This is a genomic window from Deinococcus apachensis DSM 19763 (assembly GCF_000381345.1).
GTDB lineage: Bacteria > Deinococcota > Deinococci > Deinococcales > Deinococcaceae > Deinococcus > Deinococcus apachensis.
In genome coordinates, this window is sequence record NZ_KB906412.1 from 62,905 (window position 1) to 83,040 (window position 20,136).

The 20,136-nt window shown below is 67.6% G+C and carries 22 protein-coding genes; 17 read left to right on the forward strand and 5 right to left on the reverse strand.

Annotated elements, in window-relative coordinates; all coding sequences use genetic code 11:
* Positions 1 to 6: 6 nt before the first annotated feature.
* From F784_RS0117105 to F784_RS0117135, 7 genes are all read left to right on the forward strand, one after another.
* Entirely contained in the window at positions 7 to 1,578 is a 1,572-nt protein-coding gene (locus F784_RS0117105; protein WP_026332548.1) for a dihydrolipoamide acetyltransferase family protein, read from the forward strand.
* A 165-nt stretch (positions 1,579 to 1,743) separates the two neighbouring features.
* Positions 1,744 to 2,175 carry a hypothetical protein gene (locus F784_RS0117110; RefSeq protein WP_026332549.1) on the forward strand — a complete coding sequence of 144 codons (432 nt, stop codon included), beginning with the start codon at positions 1,744 to 1,746 and terminating at the stop codon, positions 2,173 to 2,175.
* Positions 2,176 to 2,835: a response regulator transcription factor gene (locus F784_RS0117115; RefSeq protein ID WP_019587953.1), complete on the forward strand. Its 660-nt coding sequence runs from the start codon at positions 2,176 to 2,178 to the stop codon at positions 2,833 to 2,835.
* Positions 2,836 to 2,929: 94 nt separating this feature from the next.
* Positions 2,930 to 4,294 carry a sensor histidine kinase gene (locus F784_RS23670; protein ID WP_019587954.1) on the forward strand — a complete coding sequence of 455 codons (1,365 nt, stop codon included), beginning with the start codon at positions 2,930 to 2,932 and terminating at the stop codon, positions 4,292 to 4,294.
* A 76-nt stretch (positions 4,295 to 4,370) separates the two neighbouring features.
* Complete coding sequence (gene dprA, locus F784_RS0117125) at positions 4,371 to 5,447, forward strand: DNA-processing protein DprA (RefSeq protein ID WP_019587955.1); 1,077 nt, start codon at positions 4,371 to 4,373, stop codon at positions 5,445 to 5,447.
* Between the two features lie 69 nt (positions 5,448 to 5,516).
* Positions 5,517 to 5,774 carry a hypothetical protein gene (locus F784_RS0117130; RefSeq protein ID WP_019587956.1) on the forward strand — a complete coding sequence of 86 codons (258 nt, stop codon included), beginning with the start codon at positions 5,517 to 5,519 and terminating at the stop codon, positions 5,772 to 5,774.
* Positions 5,775 to 5,811: 37 nt separating this feature from the next.
* Entirely contained in the window at positions 5,812 to 6,087 is a 276-nt protein-coding gene (locus F784_RS0117135; protein ID WP_019587957.1) for a hypothetical protein, read from the forward strand.
* A 17-nt stretch (positions 6,088 to 6,104) separates the two neighbouring features.
* Here F784_RS0117135 and F784_RS0117140 read toward each other — a convergent pair whose 3' ends face one another.
* Both F784_RS0117140 and F784_RS0117145 read right to left on the reverse strand, forming a co-directional pair.
* On the reverse strand, positions 6,105 to 6,383 hold the full coding sequence (locus tag F784_RS0117140) for a hypothetical protein (RefSeq protein ID WP_019587958.1): 279 nt from the start codon (positions 6,381 to 6,383) through the stop codon (positions 6,105 to 6,107).
* A gap of 72 nt (positions 6,384 to 6,455) precedes the next feature.
* Positions 6,456 to 6,743, reverse strand: a complete 288-nt coding sequence (locus F784_RS0117145) for a hypothetical protein (protein ID WP_019587959.1) — start codon at positions 6,741 to 6,743, stop codon at positions 6,456 to 6,458.
* Between the two features lie 33 nt (positions 6,744 to 6,776).
* Here F784_RS0117145 and F784_RS0117150 point away from each other — a divergent pair, with 33 nt between their 5' ends.
* From F784_RS0117150 to pyk, 5 genes are all read left to right on the forward strand, one after another.
* Entirely contained in the window at positions 6,777 to 7,772 is a 996-nt protein-coding gene (locus F784_RS0117150; RefSeq protein WP_019587960.1) for an SDR family oxidoreductase, read from the forward strand.
* 61 nt (positions 7,773 to 7,833) lie between these two features.
* Positions 7,834 to 9,276, forward strand: coding sequence for a chromosomal replication initiator protein DnaA (dnaA, locus tag F784_RS0117155; protein ID WP_019587961.1), 1,443 nt, complete (start codon positions 7,834 to 7,836; stop codon positions 9,274 to 9,276).
* A 360-nt stretch (positions 9,277 to 9,636) separates the two neighbouring features.
* Entirely contained in the window at positions 9,637 to 10,719 is a 1,083-nt protein-coding gene (gene dnaN, locus F784_RS0117160) for a DNA polymerase III subunit beta (protein ID WP_019587962.1), read from the forward strand.
* A gap of 160 nt (positions 10,720 to 10,879) precedes the next feature.
* Entirely contained in the window at positions 10,880 to 12,148 is a 1,269-nt protein-coding gene (gene eno / locus F784_RS0117165) for a phosphopyruvate hydratase (protein ID WP_019587963.1), read from the forward strand.
* A 110-nt stretch (positions 12,149 to 12,258) separates the two neighbouring features.
* Positions 12,259 to 13,707 (forward strand): pyruvate kinase, encoded by a 1,449-nt coding sequence (pyk, locus tag F784_RS0117170; protein WP_019587964.1) that lies wholly within the window; start codon positions 12,259 to 12,261, stop codon positions 13,705 to 13,707.
* Between the two features lie 247 nt (positions 13,708 to 13,954).
* On the opposite strand, the gene tyrS is transcribed toward pyk, so the two are convergent.
* Complete coding sequence (gene tyrS / locus F784_RS0117175; protein ID WP_019587965.1) at positions 13,955 to 15,190, reverse strand: tyrosine--tRNA ligase; 1,236 nt, start codon at positions 15,188 to 15,190, stop codon at positions 13,955 to 13,957.
* A 175-nt stretch (positions 15,191 to 15,365) separates the two neighbouring features.
* On the opposite strand from tyrS, the gene F784_RS0117180 reads away from it, so the two are divergent.
* From F784_RS0117180 to F784_RS0117190, 3 genes are read left to right on the forward strand one after another with little or no spacing between them, the layout of a single operon-like run.
* Positions 15,366 to 15,944, forward strand: a complete 579-nt coding sequence (locus F784_RS0117180; RefSeq protein WP_019587966.1) for an MOSC domain-containing protein — start codon at positions 15,366 to 15,368, stop codon at positions 15,942 to 15,944.
* A gap of 15 nt (positions 15,945 to 15,959) precedes the next feature.
* Positions 15,960 to 16,520 carry a YqhA family protein gene (locus tag F784_RS0117185; protein ID WP_245557926.1) on the forward strand — a complete coding sequence of 187 codons (561 nt, stop codon included), beginning with the start codon at positions 15,960 to 15,962 and terminating at the stop codon, positions 16,518 to 16,520.
* Entirely contained in the window at positions 16,501 to 17,178 is a 678-nt protein-coding gene (locus tag F784_RS0117190; RefSeq protein WP_019587968.1) for a tRNA (adenine(22)-N(1))-methyltransferase TrmK, read from the forward strand. The genes F784_RS0117185 and F784_RS0117190 overlap by 20 nt, the downstream gene beginning before the upstream one ends.
* A 146-nt stretch (positions 17,179 to 17,324) precedes the next feature.
* On the opposite strand, the gene F784_RS0117195 is transcribed toward F784_RS0117190, so the two are convergent.
* Together F784_RS0117195 and F784_RS0117200 are read right to left on the reverse strand one after the other, a co-directional pair.
* Positions 17,325 to 17,840 carry a GNAT family N-acetyltransferase gene (locus tag F784_RS0117195; protein ID WP_019587969.1) on the reverse strand — a complete coding sequence of 172 codons (516 nt, stop codon included), beginning with the start codon at positions 17,838 to 17,840 and terminating at the stop codon, positions 17,325 to 17,327.
* The gene (locus tag F784_RS0117200) at positions 17,833 to 18,768 is read right to left on the reverse strand and encodes a carbon-nitrogen hydrolase family protein (RefSeq protein ID WP_040383489.1); all 936 of its coding nucleotides are present in this window, start codon (positions 18,766 to 18,768) and stop codon (positions 17,833 to 17,835) included. Before F784_RS0117200 ends, F784_RS0117195 begins: the two co-directional genes overlap by 8 nt.
* Positions 18,769 to 18,877: 109 nt before the next feature.
* Between F784_RS0117200 and F784_RS0117205 the strand changes: the two genes are divergently transcribed.
* The gene (locus tag F784_RS0117205; protein WP_019587971.1) at positions 18,878 to 19,153 is read left to right on the forward strand and encodes a hypothetical protein; all 276 of its coding nucleotides are present in this window, start codon (positions 18,878 to 18,880) and stop codon (positions 19,151 to 19,153) included.
* Between the two features lie 25 nt (positions 19,154 to 19,178).
* Entirely contained in the window at positions 19,179 to 20,048 is an 870-nt protein-coding gene (locus tag F784_RS0117210; RefSeq protein WP_019587972.1) for an alkaline phosphatase family protein, read from the forward strand.
* Positions 20,049 to 20,136: the final 88 nt, after the last annotated feature.

Below are 20,136 nucleotides of genomic sequence, written 5' to 3' on the forward strand. Positions count from 1 at the left end.
TCTCCCATGAAAGAAGTGCTGCTGCCCGAACTCGCCGAGAGCGTGGTTGAGGGCGAAATCCTGAAGTGGCTGGTGCAGGAGGGCGAGACGGTCGCCCTGGAACAGCCCCTGTGCGAAGTGATGACCGACAAGGTCACGGTCGAGTTGCCCAGCCCCTACGCGGGCGTGCTGGAGCGGCGCCTGGCGAATGAGGGCGATGTGGTTGCCGTTCATGCCCCCATCGCCGTGATCGTGGAAGCAGGGGCCGCGACGAGTGGGGGAGGGGAGAGGGCAAGTCAAACCTCCTCCGCTCCCAGCGTCACCCAGGCCATCCAGGAAACCTTCGAGAATCCCGAGACCACCGAGGCCCCGCTGCCCACCCAGGCCGCCGAGGAGCGCGAACACGTCAGCGGCAGCATTGTGGAGGCGGGGCACACGGCCGAGAAGGGGGACGACGACGCGAGCCTCTTCAAAGCCTTCGCCTCGGACGAGACGGTGCGGCTCCAGGGGTTAGAAAACCGCAGCGGCAGCAACACCCCGGGAACCTACACGGGCGGAACGGGCAGCATCCTCAACCGTGCCCAGACGCCCTCGGGCCGGACGGACGGACGGGTGCTCGCCGTGCCCGCCGCGCGCAAGCTTGCCCGGGAACTCGGCGTGGACCTCGCCGGGGTACAGGGCAGCGGTCCCAACGGGCGCGTGCGGGTGGACGACGTCACGGCCCACGCGCAGAGTCCGCAGTCGCAGCCCACCGCTCCAGCACAGACCGCCCCGGCTCCCGCGCCCCAGCCTGCCCCGGCGGCACCCACCCCTCAGCCTGCTCCCGCTGCGAGGGGTCCGGGGGGAATGCCCGTTGCGCCCGTGCAGTACCGCACGCCGAAGGGCTACGAGCACCTGGAGGACCGGGTGCCCCTGCGCGGAATGCGCCGCGCGATCTCCAACCAGATGCAGGCCAGCCACCTCTACACCGTCCGCACCCTGACAGTGGATGAGGTGAACCTGACCAGGCTCGTCGAGTTCCGCTCGCGCGTCAAGGACGAGGCGCAGGCGGCGGGCGTCAAGCTCTCCTACCTCCCCTTTATCTTCAAGGCGGTGGCTGCCGCGCTCCGCAAGTACCCCAGCCTGAACTCCTCCTTTGACGAGGCGACGGGCGAGATCGTCATGAAGCGGTACTTCAACATCGGCATGGCGGTGGCGACCGACGCGGGCCTCACCGTGCCGGTGCTGCGGGACGTGAACCAGAAGAGCATTTTCGAGCTGGCGCGGCAGGTCTCGGACCTCGCCTCGCGCGCCCAGGCTGGCAAGCTCACGCCGGACGAGCTGGCGGGCAGCACCTTCTCGGTCACGAACATCGGCTCTATCGGGGCGCTGTTCTCCTTCCCGATCATCAATGTGCCCGACGCGGCGATCCTGGGCGTTCATTCCATCCAGAAGCGGCCCATCGTGAACGAGCGCGACGAGATCGAGATCGCCCACATGATGTACCTCTCGTTGAGCTTCGACCACCGCCTGGTGGACGGTGCCGAGGCCGCGCGCTTCTGCAAGGAAGTCATCCGGCTCTTGGAGAACCCGGACCGACTGATGCTGGAAGCGATGTAGGAGCGGTCAGCGATCAGCAGGCAGCCTTCAGGGCCTCGCTGACTGCTGATCGCTGACTGCTTCTTATGGCCTGGGTCATAGGACCGTCAGTTTGACCCGCTAGTGTACCTGCTGACGGGACCCGGGCTTCGTTGCCCGCCCGCCGATTGGATTACAGTGACCGTGATGAACCGCCCCCGCGCCCTCGCCCTGCTGACGCTGCTCGCTCTCGCCACCCCAGCGCAGGCGCTGAAGCTGATTGTCTTGGACCGCGAACTCCAAACTCCTCTGGCATCCGGCGAGACGAGTGGGAATCGGATGGTTGTTCAGTTCGTGCCGGACTACACCGGGCCAGTGGTCGTGCTGTTCTCACGCGACGACGAGGAAAAGGCCCGGGGTCTGTATCCAACGCTGAAGAGCCGTTACGACGGCGATCTCAAGGCCGGGCAACTGACCCTGGACATTCCCAACGGCACGCAAACCCTGGCCCGCTTCCTGTCTGGATTCGGACTGACATTACAATCGCAGGCTGCCGGACAGTCGCTCAGTCTGCCGGGCCTGCGGGTGGTGCCGGACAAGTCCAAGTCAAGCGACCCCAAGAACCAAGGAGACCGCTGAATGCTGGCACAGATTCTGGTGGTGGAGGACGATCCCCACCTCGGACCACTGCTCAAGGAGTATCTGTCGGCCGACTACCTTGTGGAACATGCCCCCACCCTCAAGGAGGCGCAGGCATGGCTGGGCACCCACTCGCCGCAGCTCATTCTGCTCGACCTGAACCTGCCTGACGGAGACGGGCTGGACCTCGTGCAGGCGCTGCGGCAGTATTCCAGCACCCCCGTCCTGGTGCTGTCGGCCAGAAGCGGCGTGCAGGAACGGGTGGCGGGCCTGAATGCGGGGGCGGACGACTACCTCACCAAGCCCTTCGCCATGCCCGAACTCGACGCGCGGATCACGGCCCTGCTGCGCCGCACGGCGGCCGGGACGGGTGTGAACCTGGGCAACACCAGCCTCTCGACGAGCAGCCTGCTGCTCACAGTGAACGACAAGAACGTGAACCTGACCGAGCATGAGGCGCGTATCCTGGAGTTGATGATGCGCACGCCCGAGCGGGTCTTCTCGCGGGCGGACATCGAGTCGCACCTGTACGGCTGGGAGACGCCGAACAGCAACTCGGTGGAGGTCCGTATTTCACAGCTTCGCAAAAAGCTGGAGCAGGCCGCCTCCGACCTGCGGATTCGCACCATCCGCAATGTCGGTTATGTCCTGCAGGCCTGACCGCCTCCCCCTAGACTCCGCCTATGCCTGCTACCGCAACCCATCCTGCGCCCTGTCGCCGGGGTGGGTCGCGCTTTTCTGAGGAGAGGCAAACTTGAGTCGGCCCGCCCCCCTGAGAAGCGCGCGGGTCGCCTGGCGGCACAGCCTGCGCTTCCGGCTGGCGCTGGTATACACGCTCGTCGCCCTGGCGCTGATCACGGTGATCGGCCTCGGCGTGATGACGCTGCTGCTGCGTCAGATGGACGCGCAGTTCCAGACGCGGCTGGACGAACGCGCCGACACCCTGGCGGAGGCGTTGCTGGCTGGTCAGCAAGGCCTGGGGAAAACGCCGGGTGGGGCGGGGACCTACACCATGATCGTGGACGAGGACGGACAGGTGCTGGCAGCCACCCCCAGCCTGCGGCAGTACGAGAAAGCCCCCTTCCCCTTCGAGGGCCAGCGGACGGTGCAGCTCGGGGGCTCCTCCGCCCGCACCGCCACCCGTAAGCTGGGGGGCTTCGGGACGCTGTGGGTGGCGCTGCCGGAGGACGACCTGGTCGCTGCCCGCCAGAGCGCGACGAACGCCCTGCTCCTCGCCCTGCTGGTCACCCCGGTCCTGATGCTGGTCGTGGGCTGGTGGGTGGGCCGCCGGGCCCTGGCAGGTCTGGGCGAGGCCGCCGACCTGGCCGACCACATTGACCCCACCCGCAGCGTCGCCACGCTGCCCCTGCCCACCCGCGAGGACGAGGTTCACCGCCTGCTCGCGGCCCTCAACCGCCTGCTCGTCCGCATCGAGGCGGTACAGGCGCGCGAGAAGCAACTGCTGGGGCAGATCGTCCACGAACTCGGCGCCCCGCTGACGGTCCTCAAGGCCAGCCTGACGCGCGCGGCCGACCGCACCCGAGACCCTGAGGTCATGCGGGCCGCCCTGGTGGCCGACGAGCTCACCTTCACGACCCAGGACCTGATGCAGCTCGCCCGCGGCCACCTGGAGATGAAGGTGGCGTGGCACTTCATCCCGGCGTCAGCGCTGCGCGGGCGGCTCGACCGGCTGGTGCCGGGCACCACCTTCGCGGGAAATTGGGGTGGCATGCTCCTGTGCGACCCCGACCGGCTGACCCAGGCGCTGCGTAACCTGCTCGCCAATGCGCGCCGCGCCGCTGGGCCGGAGGGCACGGTCAGCCTGACCCTGGAGGAGACGGCCGACCACGTCACCCTCACCGTTCATGACAGCGGCCCTGGCCTGCCCCCGGAACTCGGCGACCGAATTTTCGAGCCCTTCGTCAGCGGCAGCGGCTCCAGCGGTCTGGGCCTGAGCGTGGCGCGTCAGATTGCGGCGCTGCACGGCGGCACCCTGACGGCCGGAAATGCGCCGGGTGGGGGTGCCCAGTTCGTCCTGACCCTTCCCGGCGTAGCCCTGGGCGACGAGGAGGACGAGGAGCCCGCCGGGCAACCGGAGACGGCGCTGTCCGCCCCTTGAGGTCGTTTCCGGGCCGGACGAGATCGCAACACGAAAATCTCCGGAGCCTGGGGCAACCCCCCGCTATCCTGGTGCGGTGACCCCCACCCTCGACCGTACCGAACTCCACGCGCTGCTCACCCTGCGCTTTACCCCCAACCTGGGTCCCCGGCGCACCGAGCATCTGCGGCGGCACTTCGGGAGTGCGGGCGCGGCCCTGGGCGCACCCCTGACGGCGCTGCGCGGCGTGCCGGGCCTCGACGCCCGGTCGGTGGCAGGGATCGGGACCGCCACGCCCCGCGAACAGGCGGAGTCGGAACTCGCCAGGGCGGCCCGGGAGGGCGTAACCCTGCTGGGGAGGGGGTTAGAGGGCTATCCCGACGCGCTGGAGGCCCTGGGCGATCCGCCCGCGGTCCTGTGGGTGCGGGGCGACCTTCCCGACTTTCCGGTCGTGCCGCGCGCCGTCGGGATCGTGGGCACGCGCGGCGCCAGCCCGCACGCCCTGGGCCTGACCCGCCACCTCGCCGCCGACCTCGCCCGGGCCGGAGTGACGGTCGTCAGCGGCCTGGCGCGGGGCGTGGACACCGCCGCGCACGAGGCGAGCGTGGACGCCGGGGGGATCAGCGTGGGCGTGCTGGGGAGCGCGGTGAATATGATCTACCCCAGCGAAAATACGGGCCTGGCCCGCCGCCTCACCCTAGTCAGCGAGTACCCGCTGGACACTGGCCCCGCGCAGCACCACTTCCCCACCCGCAACCGCATCATCGCGGCCCTCTCGGCGGCCACTGTCGTGGTCGAGGGCGAGTTGAAAAGCGGCTCGCTGATCACCGCCACCCATGCCCTGGAGTGTGGGCGCACTGTCTTCGCCGTGCCGGGCCGTGCGGGGGACCCCCGCGCCGCTGGCCCCCACCGCCTGCTGCGCGAGGGAGCGGTGCTGACCGAGACGGCGGGGGACATCCTCGATGAGCTGGGCTGGGAGGACGCGCCCGCCGCCCCGCTGCCCGACCTCCCGCCCGAGCAGGCCCGCGTGTACGCCGCGCTGACCACCCCCGCGACCTTGGACGACCTGCAAGGGGCGACCGGCCTCACGCTGCCCGACCTTCAGACCGCCCTGGTGATGCTGCAACTCATGGGGCTGGCGGAGGAGGTGGGCGGACGGTGGGCGAGGCGGTAGCGCAACCTATAAGGGCTCCTCGCCCCTGTCCTCACGTGGCCCGGTGTGCCCGCTCGCTACGGTTGGCCCATGGACAGGGACTTCACGATGGTGCTGCCTGGCGGCCGTGTTCCGGCCCGTTTCGTCACGCTGGAGGACGGCACTCCCGGCGTCGAGGTGGAGGGCGTGCGCTTTCCCCATGTGACCGACGAGGTGCCCCACGGCATCCGGGGCAACAGCGACGAGCAGCGCCGGGTGATCGACGGCCTGCGAAAACAGTTTCGGATCACGTCTGACCCCTCGGTCCTCGCCTTCGACGTGGAGGAGGGGGAAGGTTTCGCGCGCTGAGCCCTGTGCCTCCAGCAGCAGGGGAGAGGAGGGGTGCATGACCCTGACTGACGCCGAGGCGAAGGTTCTCCGGGCACTGCGGGAAGGCGCCGAACTTGCCATGCACGTGCGGCAAACCAGGCGCGGCCCGTACTACACGCTGGCGGGAAGGAGGCTCAGCGTCGTCACGTTCAAAGCCCTGGAAGGCCGGAAACTGATCGGCCGGGAGAGCGGCGGACAAGCGAGAACTGTCTATACCCTGACCCAGGTCGGTGAGGAAGCGCTGACAGACTGGGAGGCGACCCGATCTCCCGACCGCCTCCTGCTGCCGTGAGCCTTGCAGCGGACGGCTCAAAGATCGCTGGTGCCCGTCACTCCTCCCGTGTCACCTGAGACCAAGTCCTCGTCACTCTCGGTCTCAGGCCCTCCGGCCTCCAGCTCGGTGCTTTCCCCGGTGCCCCGGGTATCGCCCGCGTTCCCGGACACGTCGTAGGTTTCGGGCGGCGCTCCGGCTGCGGACACGCCGTCGATGCTCCCGGCCTCTCCCGGAACTCCCGCCTGATCGGGCGTGTCCTCGGTAATTCCGCGCAGGCCACCTGTGGCGGTGGCGCCGTCGTTATTGCCTGTCATGTTCTCCTCTCCCTTCAGGCCTCCCAGCTTAGGGAGCGCAGACCCAGACGACGGGAGGAGGGATAGGGGACTTCAGGTGTGCTGCGGCCCATAATCCTTCTCCACATCCACCCGTGGGGGGCCGGGCAGCGTCACGCCCTCCCGGGCCTCGTCGAGGAGGTCCGGGAGCGGCGTCCGCATCCCTACCCAGAGTGCCCCCTCCTGCCCAGAAATTCCATCCGTACCGGGATCGAGGGTCAGCCTCCAGCCCCCCCCAGCCCAATCCACACGGACTCCCAACGCCTCGCCCCGGGTCAGCGCGGCGACCTCCAGATCATCGAGACGGACGCGGACTCCCCGGGATGTGAAACGCACCTTCATGCCTTCACTGTAGAGGCGTGGGATGCTGCGGGTATGACTGGGCAAAAGTTGAACGTGCTCGTGCTGGGCGGAACGCAGTTCGTGGGGCGGCATATCGTGGAGGCGCTGCTGGCGAGGGGACATGGGGTTACCGTGCTGACCCGCGGGCGCACCCCGGACGAGCTGCCGGAGACGGTCGAGCGCCTGAAGGGGGACCGCAACGAGGGGACGGCGGGCCTGGCGGCGCTGGAGGGCCGCGCCTGGGACGCCTGCGTGGACGTGAGCGGCTACACGCCGGGGCAGGTACGGGCGAGCGCCGAAGCGCTGCGGGAAAGGGTCCGGCGCCACGTCTTCATCAGCACCGGCAGCGTCTACGCTGAACAGCACCGCCACCCCATCCGCGAGGACGACCCCCTGCTCCCCGCCGCCGCCGAGGACGTGACCGAGGTGACGGGCGAGACGTATGGCCCGCTCAAGGTGACTTGCGAGCGCATCGTGCAGGAGGTCTTCGGCGAGCGGGCGACCATCCTGCGCCCGCAGATTGTGGCGGGGCCGTACGACCCTACCGGGCGCTACACGTACTGGATCGACCGGGTGGCGGCGGGAGGCGACTTCCTGGCCCCCGGGAACGGCTCGGACTTCGTGCAAGTCATCGACGCCCGCGATCTCGCCCACTTCACCATGAAGGTGCTGGAGGAGGACATCCCCGGCGTGTTCAACCTTGCGGGGCCGCGGCTGAGCTGGCGGGAATTCCTGGAGGTGGCACGGGAGGCGACCGGGTCGAATGCCCGCCCAGTCTGGGTGGACGAGGCCACCCTGGAGGCGCAGGAGGTGGGTTGGCGAGAGCTGCCCGTGTGGCTGCCCGCGATGAGCGAGCAGGGCGGCCTGATGGACATGAGCAGCGACCGGGCACAGGCAGCGGGCCTGATCCACAGTGGTCCCCTGACGACTGCGCGGGACACCCGGGCGTGGAGTACGGACACGCCGCAAAAGCCCTTCCTAACCCCAGAGCGGGAGGCGGAGGTGCTGGCCTCACTGGCGCGGGGCTGAGCTCTCCACACCCTCTCCAGCCCGTCTCTCTCTTTGCCGGGAGAGAGAACGGCAGGGTGGTATGCTGGCCCCCAAAGTCCGAGTGGGCAAGACCATAGGGGAGGTGCGCCTTATCACGCAGGAAATCTGGGCGGACGTGCTGGGGTACGTCCGCAAAAATATCTCGGAAGTCGAGTACCACACCTGGTTCGCCCCGGTGAAGAACCTGGGGGTGCAGGACGGCTCGCTCGTGCTGGGCGTCCGCAACTCGTTCGCGCAGGAGTGGTTCCGCAAGCACTACCTGGAACTGCTCGAAGACGCGCTGCGCTCCTTAGGTGCGCAGAACCCGCAAGTCAGCTTCCAGGTGTTGCCCGCCGTGCAGGAGGCGATGATTCTCCCGCAGGACCCGCCGCCCACGCCCACCCTGGGGCAACCACTGGGACAGATCAGCCGCCCGCCAGCCATGACCGTGGCCGCGGAAAACCGCAAGAGCCTGAACCCCAAGTACACCTTTGAGAACTTCGTGGTGGGGCCGAACAACAACCTGGCGCACGCGGCGGCGCTGGCGGTCGCCGAGTCGCCCGGCAAGGCGTACAACCCGCTCTTCATTTACGGGGATGTGGGCCTGGGCAAAACGCACCTGATGCACGCAGTCGGCCACTACATGACCGAGCGGTATCCCGAGAAACGGGTCGAGTACGTCTCCACCGAGTCCTTTACCAACGACCTGATCAATGCGATTCGCGATGACAAGATGACCCTGTTTCGGAACCGCTACCGCTCGGTGGACCTGCTGCTGGTCGACGATATCCAGTTCCTGGGCGGCAAGGAGCGTACGCAGGAGGAGTTCTTCCACACCTTCAACGCGCTCTACGAGAACCACAAGCAGATCATCCTGAGCTCGGACCGCCCTCCCAAGGACATCGAGACGTTGGCGGGCCGCCTCCGCAGCCGCTTCGAGTGGGGCCTGATCACCGATATCCAGAGCCCCGAGTTCGAGACGCGGGTGGCAATCCTAAAAATGAACGCCGAGCACAACCGCATCGACATCCCGCAGGAGGTGCTGGAGCTGATCGCCCGGCAGGTGACCAGCAACATCCGCGAGTTGGAGGGGGCCTTGATGCGGGTGGTCGCGTTTGCCAGCCTGAACAACGTGCCCTTCTCGCGCGCGGTGGCCGCCAAGGCACTGAGCAACGTATTCGCGCCGCAGGAGGTCAAGGTCGAGATGATGGACGTGCTGCGCTCGACCGCCGCCCACTTCAACATGCCCCCCGACACGATTCGCGGCTCGGGCCGTGTGCGCGAGGTGGTTGTGCCCCGTCAGGTGGCGATGTACCTCATCCGCGAGCTGACCAGTCACTCCCTGCCGGAGATCGGCCAGTTCTTCGGCCGCGACCACTCCACAGTGATGCACGCGGTCTCCAAGGTGACCGAGCAACTGGGCAAGGACCCCGAGCTGACGGCCTCGGTAGATAGCTTGAGGCGCCACCTGCAGAATGTGGAGGATGAGGATAATCTTGCGTAATCTCATGCAATATTTGTTGCAGTACAAAATAAGTTCCAAAAAACGTTCCAAATCCGTGTGCAAACTTTCACTTTCTGTGGAAAAGCCTGTGGATAACCTGTGGAAAACCCCGTTTTTTCTGTGGATAACTCTGTGGAAAACCGGGTGGTCATTTAGGCCTGTGGATAAGTGCCCGAGTTATCCACAGGTTATCCACAGGCAAGGGCCACTTATCCACAATTTTGTCCACAGGCAGGACCTGCGCCTAGAGCGCCTCTAGTCCACTTTTCCACAGTTTCCACAGGACCTACTACTACTACTACTATCTTTTTAGTTTTTAAAAACAGGTAAAAGATAGGAGCGAACCCAGAGGGGGAGATCATGAGAGCCCACGTCACCAAGAAAACCCTGAGCGAAGGTCTCGGCCTGTTGGAGCGGGTCGTTCCCAGCCGTAGCAGCAATCCCCTCCTGACCTCCCTGAAGGTCGAGGCCTCCGAGGCCGGGCTGACCCTGAGCGGAACCAACCTGGAAATCGATCTGTCGTGCTTCGTGCCAGCAGAGGTGCAGGACCCGCAGAGCTTCGTGGTGCCCGCCCACCTGTTCGCGCAGATCGTGCGGAACTTGGGCGGGGAACTCGTGGAGCTGGAGATTGTGGGGAGCGAACTCGCCGTGCGCGCGGGAGGCAGCGATTTCAAGCTCCAGACCGGGGACTTGGAGGCGTACCCACCGCTGAGCTTTCCCGCCCACGCCGACGTGAGCCTGGACGCCGCCGAACTGGCCCGTGCCTTCGGCAGCGTGCGTTACGCGGCGAGCAACGAGGCTTTCCAGGCTGTCTTTCGCGGCATCAAGCTGGAGCACCGTGGCGAGTCTGCCCGGGTGGTCGCCTCCGACGGCTACCGGGTCGCCATCCGTGACTTTCCCGCGAGCGGCGACGGCCGCAACCTGATCGTCCCCGCCCGCAGTGCCGACGAGCTGATCCGGGTGCTGAGGGACGGCGAGGCCCGCTTCACCTACGGCGAGGGGATGCTCAGCGTGACCACTGACCGGGTCCGCATGAACCTCAAGCTGCTCGACGGCGACTTCCCGGACTACGAGCGGGTGATTCCCAAGGACATCAAGCTCCAGGTCACTCTGCCCGGCACCGCGCTCAAGGAAGCCGTGAACCGGGTGGCCGTGCTGGCCGACAAGAACGCGAATAACCGGGTCGAGTTCCTGGTGAGCGAGGGCAAGCTGCGCCTCGCCGCCGAGGGGGACTACGGTCGGGCGCAGGACACGCTGGACGTGACGCAGGGGGGCAGCGAGCCCGCCATGAGCCTCGCCTTCAACGCCCGGCATGTCCTTGACGCGCTGGGTCCCATCGACGGTGACGCCGAACTCCTCTTCTCGGGCTCCACCAGCCCCGCCATCTTCCGCGCGAGTGGGGGGGGAGGGTACATGGCGGTGATGGTCACGCTGCGCGTTTAAGGGGGCAGTGGAGGGCAAGCAGGGGTATACTCGGCGCCCACCCTCCCCGGCTTAGACCGCGTGCATTCACCTCCGCCCCGGGACGCTTATAGTGTCCACGCTACACTTGGCGCCGAGTAGTCAGCCCGGTGGTTTCGGAACGAACAGGGGAGGCAAGCGCATGAACATCGAGAAAGTCATCGCCCGTGAAGTGCTGGACTCACGTGGAAACCCGACGGTAGAGGCCGAAGTGTTCCTCGACAGCGGCTTTTCCGGCCGCGCCATCGTGCCCTCAGGCGCCAGCACCGGCACCCACGAGGCGCTGGAACTGCGCGATGGCGGCGGGCGTTACGGCGGCAAGGGCGTGCAGAAGGCCGTCCAGAACGTGAACGAGGCGCTGGGTCCGGCCGTGGTGGGCCTGGATGCCTCCGACCAGGGCGCCGTGGACGCGGCGATGCTCGACCTCGACGGGACGCCCAACAAGGGCCGCCTGGGGGGCAACGCGATCCTGGCGGTCAGCCTCGCCACCGCCCGTGCCGCCGCGAACGAGCTGGACGTTCCCCTGTACCGCTACCTGGGCGGCAGCAATGCCAAGACGCTGCCCGTTCCGATGATGAATGTCATCAACGGCGGTGCCCACGCCGACAACTCGGTGGACTTTCAAGAGTTCATGGTCATGCCCGTCGGCGCCCCCTCCTTCCGCGAGGCGCTGCGCTATGGGGCTGAAACCTTCCACGCGCTGAAAAAGGTCCTTTCGGGCCGCGGGTACAACACCAACGTGGGTGACGAGGGCGGCTTCGCCCCCGACCTCAAGAGCAACGAGGAGGCGCTGGAAGTCCTGCTCGAAGCGATTCAGAAGGCCGGATACGAGCCGGGCAAGGACATCGCCATCGCGCTTGACCCCGCCGTGACGGAGCTGTACAAGGACGGCCAGTACCACCTGGAGAGCGAGGGGCGGGCGCTCTCGACGGCGGAGATGGTCGACTTCTGGGCCGACTGGAGCAGCCGTTACCCCATCGTCTCCATCGAGGACGGGCTGGCGGAGGACGACTGGGAGGGCTGGCAGCTTCTGACGAGCCGCCTGGGGGACCGGGTGCAGCTCGTGGGGGACGACCTGTTTGTGACCAACCCCGAGCGGTTGCAGCGCGGCATCGAGACGAATGTCGGGAACGCAATCCTGGTGAAGGTCAACCAGATCGGCACGCTGACCGAGGCGATGGACGCCATCGAACTCGCCAAGCGGAGCCGCTACGGCACGATCATCAGCCACCGGTCTGGGGAGTCGGAGGACGCCTTCATCGCCGACCTGGCCGTCGCCACGAACGCCGGGCAGATCAAGACGGGCAGCGCCAGCCGCTCGGACCGCATCGCCAAGTACAACCAACTGCTGCGGATTGAGGCTCAATTGGGTGACCGGGCCGTCTATCCGGGACGCCGGGCGCTGCGGTAAGGCGGAGCGGCGCTGGAGGGATTGGGCTTTGGAAGGCTGGTTCCCAACGCCTGATCCCTTTTCCCCTATCCCTATGGAAGGGATTCCAACACAGGAAGCAAGGATTTGAAATGAAGCATTTTGACCGAGCAACGAAAATTGTCGCCACCGTCGGCCCGGCCAGCCGCAGCCCCGAGGTGCTGGGCCGGATGATCGACGCGGGCCTGAACGTGGTCCGTATGAACTTCAGCCACGGCGATCCCGAGGACCACCGCCAGACCGTGCAGATGGTGCGGGAACTCGCCGCGCGCAAGGGCGTGACCATTGGCATCCTGCAAGACCTCCAAGGGCCGAAGATCCGGGTGGGGCGCTTCCGCGAGGGTTCGGCCACCCTGGAACCCGGCCAGAAGTTCACGATCACCATGGAGGAGGTCGAGGGCGACGAGACGCGGGTGAGCAGCACGTACAAGGGCCTGGCGCTCGACGTGCATCCCGGCATGACCCTGCTCCTCGACGACGGCAACCTGAACCTGAAGGTGGACCAGGTGCGCGGCCAGGACGTGCAGACCACCGTCGTGATCGGCGGCGTGCTAAAGAACAACAAGGGCATCAACGTGCCGCAGGCCGACCTCGCCGTGCCCGCGCTCTCGGACAAGGACGTGCAGGACATGGAGTTCGGGGCGCAGCTCGGGGTGGACTGGGTGGCACTCTCGTTCGTGCGCTCGCGCGACGACCTGCTGCTCGCCCGGCACTACCTCGCCCGCTTCGGCTCGCGGGCCAAGCTGATGGCGAAGATCGAGAAGCCCCAGGCGGTCGAACGCTTCGAGGACATCCTGCGGGAAGTGGACGGCATTATGGTCGCTCGTGGTGACCTGGGCGTCGAGATGCGCCCCGAGCAGGTGCCCACCATCCAGAAGCGCCTGATCCGCCTGTGCCGGGAGGTGGGCAAACCCGTCATCACCGCGACCCAGATGCTGGAGAGCATGATCAACCTGCCGCGTCCCACCCGCGCGGAGGCTTCTGATGTGGCGAACGCGATCTATGACGGTACGGACGCGGTGATGCTCTCGGCCGAGTCGGCGGCGGGCCACTACCCCGTCGAGGCCGTCGCCATGATGGACCGCATCGCCCGTGAGGCCGAGGGGAGCGAGCACTACAAGATGCTCCAGCGCCAGGTCGTGATCGAGACGGAGCTTGCCCAGGACTCCATCGCCGCCGCCGCCTGCTCCATCGGTGAAAAGCTGGATACGCCCGTCATCGTGACCTTCACGAGTACGGGCGGCGCGGCGACCCGCATCGCCAAGAACCGGCCCCCGCTGGCGATCCTGGCCCTGACCCCCAACGAGCAGACCCGCAACCAGCTCGCGCTCTCCTGGGGCGTGGTGCCCATGCTCAGCGAGGACCCGCACGACACCGACGACATGGTCCGCATCGCCAACGACGAGCTGAAAAAGAGCGGACTCGCGGATGTGGGCGACCGATACGTCATCACGGCGGGCGTGCCCTTTGGTGTGAGGGGAACCACGAACATGCTCCGCGTCGAGCGTCTGCGTGAGGAGGACCTGAGCGACCGGGTTTAAACCTTCACCTGACCACTGAAAAGAACGGCCCCTTGTCTTCATGTGAGGGGCCTGTCAGGTTTTTATCCACAGTGGGCAGCTTTTTCCACACCCCAGGTGTGGATAACTTTTGGGTGGGAACGAATCGAACCGCGTTCTGGACGTTATCCACAGAAGGGAGAGTTATCCACAACGTTCTGTGCATAACTTTCCCCACTGGCCGGGTCGCCGGGAAGCTCGTGGAGGCCCCGGCAAGACCCCAGAGGGGTCAGGAGCCCAGGACTAGCCGCGCGAACTTGTCCTTGCCCTTCTGGATGACTGCGCCGCCCTCTCGGGAGAGGTCATCCAAGCCCAGGCTTCCCTGCGGCTCGGTGTACGTCTCGCCATTCAGCCTCAGGCCCCGGTTCCCAATCAGCTTGCGGGCCGCGCCGTTGCTGGGTTCCAGCCCCGCGAGGACCACCAGCCGGGCCATGCTGACGTTTCCGCCCTCGCCCAGTTCTGCTTTGGGGACGCTCACGCTGGGGATGTTCTCGGGGATGCCTCCCTTCGCCACCGACCGGAAACGTTCCTCCGCAGCGTCCAAATCGGCCTCGGGATGGAGCCAGGAGACCACCTGGCGGGCCAGTTCGCGGTGCGCGGCGACCGGATGCCCAGCCAGCAGCTCCGCGATCCTCTCCTGCGGAAGATCGGTCAGCAGGGTGAAGTAGTTCTCCAGCAGCGGGTCGGGCACCTTCATCAGCGCGGCGAACATCAGGTGCGGCTCGTCGGTCAGGCCGATGTAGTTGTCCAGGCTCTTGGACATCTTCTCGGCGCCGTCCAGCCCGACGAGGAGGGGCAGGGTCATCACGACCTGCGGCTCCTGCCCGTAGTCGCGTTGCAAGGCGCGGCCCACGAGGTTGTTGAAGAGCTGATCCGTGCCGCCCAGCTCCACGTCCGCCTCCAGCGCCACGGAGTCGTAACCCTGGGTGAGGGGGTACAGCAGCTCATGGACACTGACGGGCGTTCCGGCGTTCAGCCGCTTGGTGAAGTCGTCGCGCTCCAGAATGCGGGCGACCGTGTAGCGGCTGGCGAGACGAATCACGTCCGCGTAACCCATCGGCTCCAGCCACTCGCCGTTGAAGCGCAGCTCCAGCACCTCGGGGTCGTCGCGCAGGATCAGCCTGCACTGCTCCAGGTAGCTCTGGGCGTTGGCGCGCGTCTCCTCCAGCGTGAGGGGCGGGCGGGTCTTCGACTTGCCGCTGGGGTCACCGATCATGGCGGTGAAGTCACCGATCAGCATGATGACCTTGTGCCCCAGGTCCTGAAACTGGCGCATCTTGCGGAGGATGACCGCGTGGCCCAGGTGCAGGTCCGGACGGGTGGGGTCGGCACCGAGCTTGACGCGCAGGGGCGCACCACGTTCCAGCTTGCGCCGCAGGTCATCCTCGGTCACGAGGTCCACGACGCCGCGCTTCAGGATGGCGAGTTGTTCTTCGATAGGAAGGTTCCGGCGGATTTCGTTCATGGGAACTCCAAAAAGAAGACGGCGCACTCGCTCTTTCGCAAATGCGCCGCTTCGGGGTTGGATTTCAGGCTAGAGCTGACCCGCCCACCTAGCGGCGGGGAGGATACGCACGTCGGGTCAGACGCCTCATGCGGAGCAGTGTAGCAAAAGGCGGCTCACGCTCTACCCTGACCCCGTGAAGACCATCCACGAACTCCGCGCCACCTTTCCCCGCCCGGGCCGCCTGGAGTGGATCGGCCTGCGCGAGATGCGGCGTGGCCCCGTGCGGAGCGTGACGGAGGCGCAGGCGCATCCCCTCGTCGGCCTGATCGGGGATCACGGGAAACAGGCTCCCGGCAGATTGCGCGCCCTAACCGGAGAACCGGGGGAGGCGGTGACTCCGACAAGCACCCGGCCCATCCCCGGCGGTCCCGGGCGGCGCCAGGTCACGCTCCTCCAAGCCGAACACCTGCCCGTCATCGCGGCGCTGGCCGGGCTGCAGGAAGCCACACCGGAGATGCTGCGCCGTAATCTCCTCGTGAGTGGAATTCCGCTGCTGGCCCTCAAGGACGCCCGGCTCCGTGTGGGCGAGGTCGTGCTGGAGGCGACGGGGGAGTGTCATCCCTGCTCCCGGATGGAGGAGACGCTGGGCGAGGGCGGCTACAACGCGGTGCGTGGACATGGCGGCCTGACGGCGCGGGTGATCTCGGGCGGCCTGATCCGGGTGGGCGACCCGGTGACGGTGTTGGAACCCGTTCCGGCGGGGAGGGACTGACCGTATGCTGGGGTGGTGAGCCGTTCGCGCCCCACCTCCGGTCGGTCCGCGGCCCTCGCGCTCGGGCGGCTCTTCGGGTTCCCGCGGCTGATCGTGGGATTAGGCGTCCTCAGTGCCTTCGCCTTCAGTCTGGCGCTCTTCATCGCGGCCATCGTGCAGGCGTACCACACCATCGGTGGGGCGCTCGGCCGTCTAGGTCAGGCGGACACGACCAAGGCTCTCCTGATCGCCGCCAGCGAGCAGGCCGACACGCTGCTCGTTGGCGTGGCCCTGCTGATCATCAGCCTGGGGCTCCAAGCCCTGTTCGTCGGGCAACTCCACAACGTCCCAGCCTGGTTGCACATCCGCACCTTCGACGACCTGAAGCAGAAGCTGCTCGGTGTAGTCGTCACGGCGCTGGCGGTGAACTTCTTCGCCGTGGCATTGGAGTGGCGGGCCGGGCCGGACATTCTGACGTACGGCGCTGCCATCGCCGCCGTCATTCTCGCGGTGGGGGCCTACAGCGTGATTCTGGGGCGTCAGAACCATTTTCCCGCCCCGGGAGAGGAGGGGCCGGATGCCCAGCCCCACCCTTGACGCCCGCCTGGAGGCCGCCCTGCACCTGATTCGCTCGGAGACCCACGCGGACATCGGCTCAGATCACGCCCACCTCCCCATCCGGCTGGTCCGGGAAGGCCGCGTGGGACGGTGCCTGGTGGTGGAACTGAACCCCGGCCCGCTGGCCCTGGCGCGGCGCAAGGTAGCCCAGGCACGCCTGGAAGAGCGCATCGAGGTCCGCGCCGGAAACGGCTTCGCGCCCCTGCGGCCCGGCGAGGTGGACAGCGCCAGCATGACGGGCCTGGGCGCGGGAACGATGGTGGGCATTCTGGACCGGGCGGGGGAGCAGCGGCCCCCCACGCTGGTCCTGCAACCCAACGACTCCCCCCGGCCCCTGCGGGTATGGGCACGTGAGCATAACTACCACCTGACCGCCGAGCGCCTCATCCACGGGTACTGGCCCTACCCTGTGCTGCGGCTGGACCACGCCGAGGGGCTCGACCCGGCCTACGCGGGCCTGCCCCTGAACGCCGCGCTACGTTACGGTCCTCACCTGCTGCGGGAAAAGTCCAGCTTGCTCCGCGAGCAGGTGGGGGCTGACATCGCCCGCCTGACTCCCCTCGCCGCGCCGGGCCGCACGGCGCAGGTGGAGCTGGAGGCCGCCCATGACGCCCTCAAAGTGCTGGAAGGGCAATAAAAAATCCGCCTCTTCGGGCGGTGATGTCAAAGAATATAGCGTGGAATGCAGGGGAAGTCAAATTATGCAGCCGAGAGTCAGGAGGAAGTTGATCTACCCGGGGCCAGCGCAGGTTTTTTGGTTTTTCCCCACTTCCGCGTGCAATTTCACAGCAGCAGGGCGAGGTGGTGTTCGGCGAGGTGGCCGCCCTCCGCGTTCTGCACGGCGTCGGGCTGGGTTCCCCAGAGCTGGAAACCGTGCCGCTCGTACAGCCGCCGCGCCGTGTGTTGCGTCTCCATGACGCCGAGGTGCAGCGAGGTCACGCCCGGCCACGCCCGCGCGTGGCCAATCCCGGCCCGCAGCAGCGCGTCCCCGCAGCCCTGGCCCCGCGCGGCGGGAAGGACCGAGACGCCAAACACGTTCGCGCGGTGGCTCAGCCGGGGCCGCGTCTCCCGGGCGACGGTCAGGAGGCCGACGAGGGCTCCGTGCTGAAAGGCCCCGAAGTTCGCCACCTCCGGCGTGGGATCCAGCCGGGCGGCAATCTCCGCGAGGGGCCGCGCCCCGAACTCCTCCGCCGTAGTGATAAAGGCCAGCGGGTCCATCTGCAGGGCCGAGAGGCGCACCTCCCGGTAGGCGGACGCGTCGGCGGCGGTCAGGAGGCGGACGGCGACGCACTCAGCCACGCGCCTCCTCCACGACGGCGGCCTCACCCAGCGGCACGACCTCGGCGGGGGTGGGGCGGGACTCGGCCACCGTGCGGTCGCGCCAGTTCAGGACGTGGCCCTCCGTGCGCACCCGGCGCGTGAGGGTCAGGTCGAGGTCGGTGACGAGCCAGCCGGGCACGTTCCATTCCCCCTGGGCCACCACTCCGTCCTCGGGGAGGTCGAGATCGGCGGGGGCGTAGACCGCCGCCTTCCCGGTCGCCTGCTCGACGGCATAGGTCCAGTCGGCGTCCGCGATCAGCGGGGCGTGGACGGCGTAGAGCTGGTTTTCCAGCGCGCGGGCCATGCTCCCCACCCGGACGCGGGTGTACCCGGAGCGCAGGCCGGTAAAGGACGGCACGATCAGGAGTTCCGCCCCACCCTCGGCGAACTGCCGGGCCAGGCCTGGGAATTCGCTGTCGTAACAGATGGCGACGCCAAAGCGAACCCCCTCGCCGCCGGGCAGGGGCAGCTCGAAAACCCGCACGCCCGCTCCGGGCTCAATGAACCACTCCTCAGCCTCAAAGCGGGTCATCAGCAGCTTGTCCTGGTGGCTGGCCTGGCCGTCCGGGCCGAAGACGTAGGCGCGGTTCACAAAGCCCTGCCCCTGGGCCACCGGAAAACTGCCCGCCACGATGGCGACCCTATGCTGGCGGGCCAGACGGGCGTGCAGGGCGGCAAAGTTCGGCAGGAGGGCTTGGAGCGCGGGCCGCATGGGCAGAATGTCGTGGTGCAGCTCGGGGGGCAGCAGACTCACGAGTTCAAGGGGGGCGTACTCGGGGAACACCAGCAGCTGGGCACCCTGTCCCGCCGCGTCGGCGACCCAGCCCGAAACCTTGGCCTCGTACGCTCCCCAACCCGGGTGAAAGTCCACCGGATACGCCGCCGCCGCCACACGCAACACCGTCATGGGCGGAGTGTAGCGGCTTGCCCGAGGCGGGGCGGGGGAAGCTGCCTCCCTTTCCCCTTCCTCAAGAGCCTTCTGCCGTGAGGCGGCGGCTCCGGGTGTAGCCTGACCCATGTCATCCGGCGGGTTCGAGGATCTTACCGATGGGGAAGTCGAGCGGCAGGCCGAACTGGAGGAACACTGGCAGGAGCGGCTGGAAGAGTCGGACCAGGCTACGGCGGCGCGCCTTGAGGAGGCTGGCCTGACCGGCAGGCTCCAGATCGGCGACGGCTTCCGATTCGCGTGGTTGCGGGGGGACGAGGTGATCGCCGAGTCGAACTTCCGGCAACGCTTCCCCGAGGCGTTCGAGGAGGCCGTGGGGCGGCTCCCGGCCCAGTACCGCGCTTGACCCGGGGCAGTCCGCCCGGCTCCCCATGACGGGCCTCGTCTGGCTGGCGCTGGACGGCATCGGCCACCCGCAGGGCGCGCCGAGGGGGTCCGTCTGGGAGATCGAGTTGCCCACGCTGCGGCCCCTGGTGGACTCGGGCCTGGCGCTCGACGCGACGCTCGGGGTGCCGGGCCTGCCGCAGTCGGGAACCGGGCAGGCGTGCTGGCTGACGGGGCTGGACGCGGTGCGCCACATGGGCGAACACTTCGGGCCGCACCCCGGCCCCACCCTTCAGCGGCTGCTGCGTGCCCGGGCGCTCCCCGGGCGGATCGTCCAGGCGGGCGGCCGGGCGGCGCTGGCGAATCACTACCCGCCCGCCTACTTCGCCGCGCAGGAACGGCGGCCCCGCATGGGTTGCTTCCCCTTCTCCTTCCTGGCTGCGGGCTTGGGCCTCAACCCGCCTGCGGTGCCCCCCGTGCCCGCCACTCTGGGGCTGGGGTATGCCGACCCCTGGCCTTCCCAGGAGCCGCTGGATGAGGTCACGCGGCTGGGGGCGGCTCTGGCGAGCGTTGCGCACGAGCACGACCTGATCGTCTGCGACCTGTGGTTCGGTGACCGCCTCGGACACATGGGCCGCGACCCCATCCCCTCCGCCGTCCTGGAAGCCGGGCGGGCCTACCTGGGGCGGGTGGACGCCCTGCTGCTGGGGCTCCTCGATGTGGGGGCAAGGGTAGTCCTGAGCAGCGACCACGGGAACCTGGAGGACCTGCGCCTCAGGACCCACACCGTCGCCCGGGTGCCGTTCGCCGGGGTCGGAGTGAACCTAGGTACCGCCCGGAATGTAGTGGAGGGGGGCCAGACCATCGCGGGCTGGTTCGGGGAACTGGGCGACAGTGACAGCAACGCGGAATTGTAACCCAAGCTGGACTATGCGGCCGAAGTTATCCACAGCCTTTTCCACAGCCCTTGTGGACAACTGTGGAAAAGGGGCGAGGGCAGAGGGC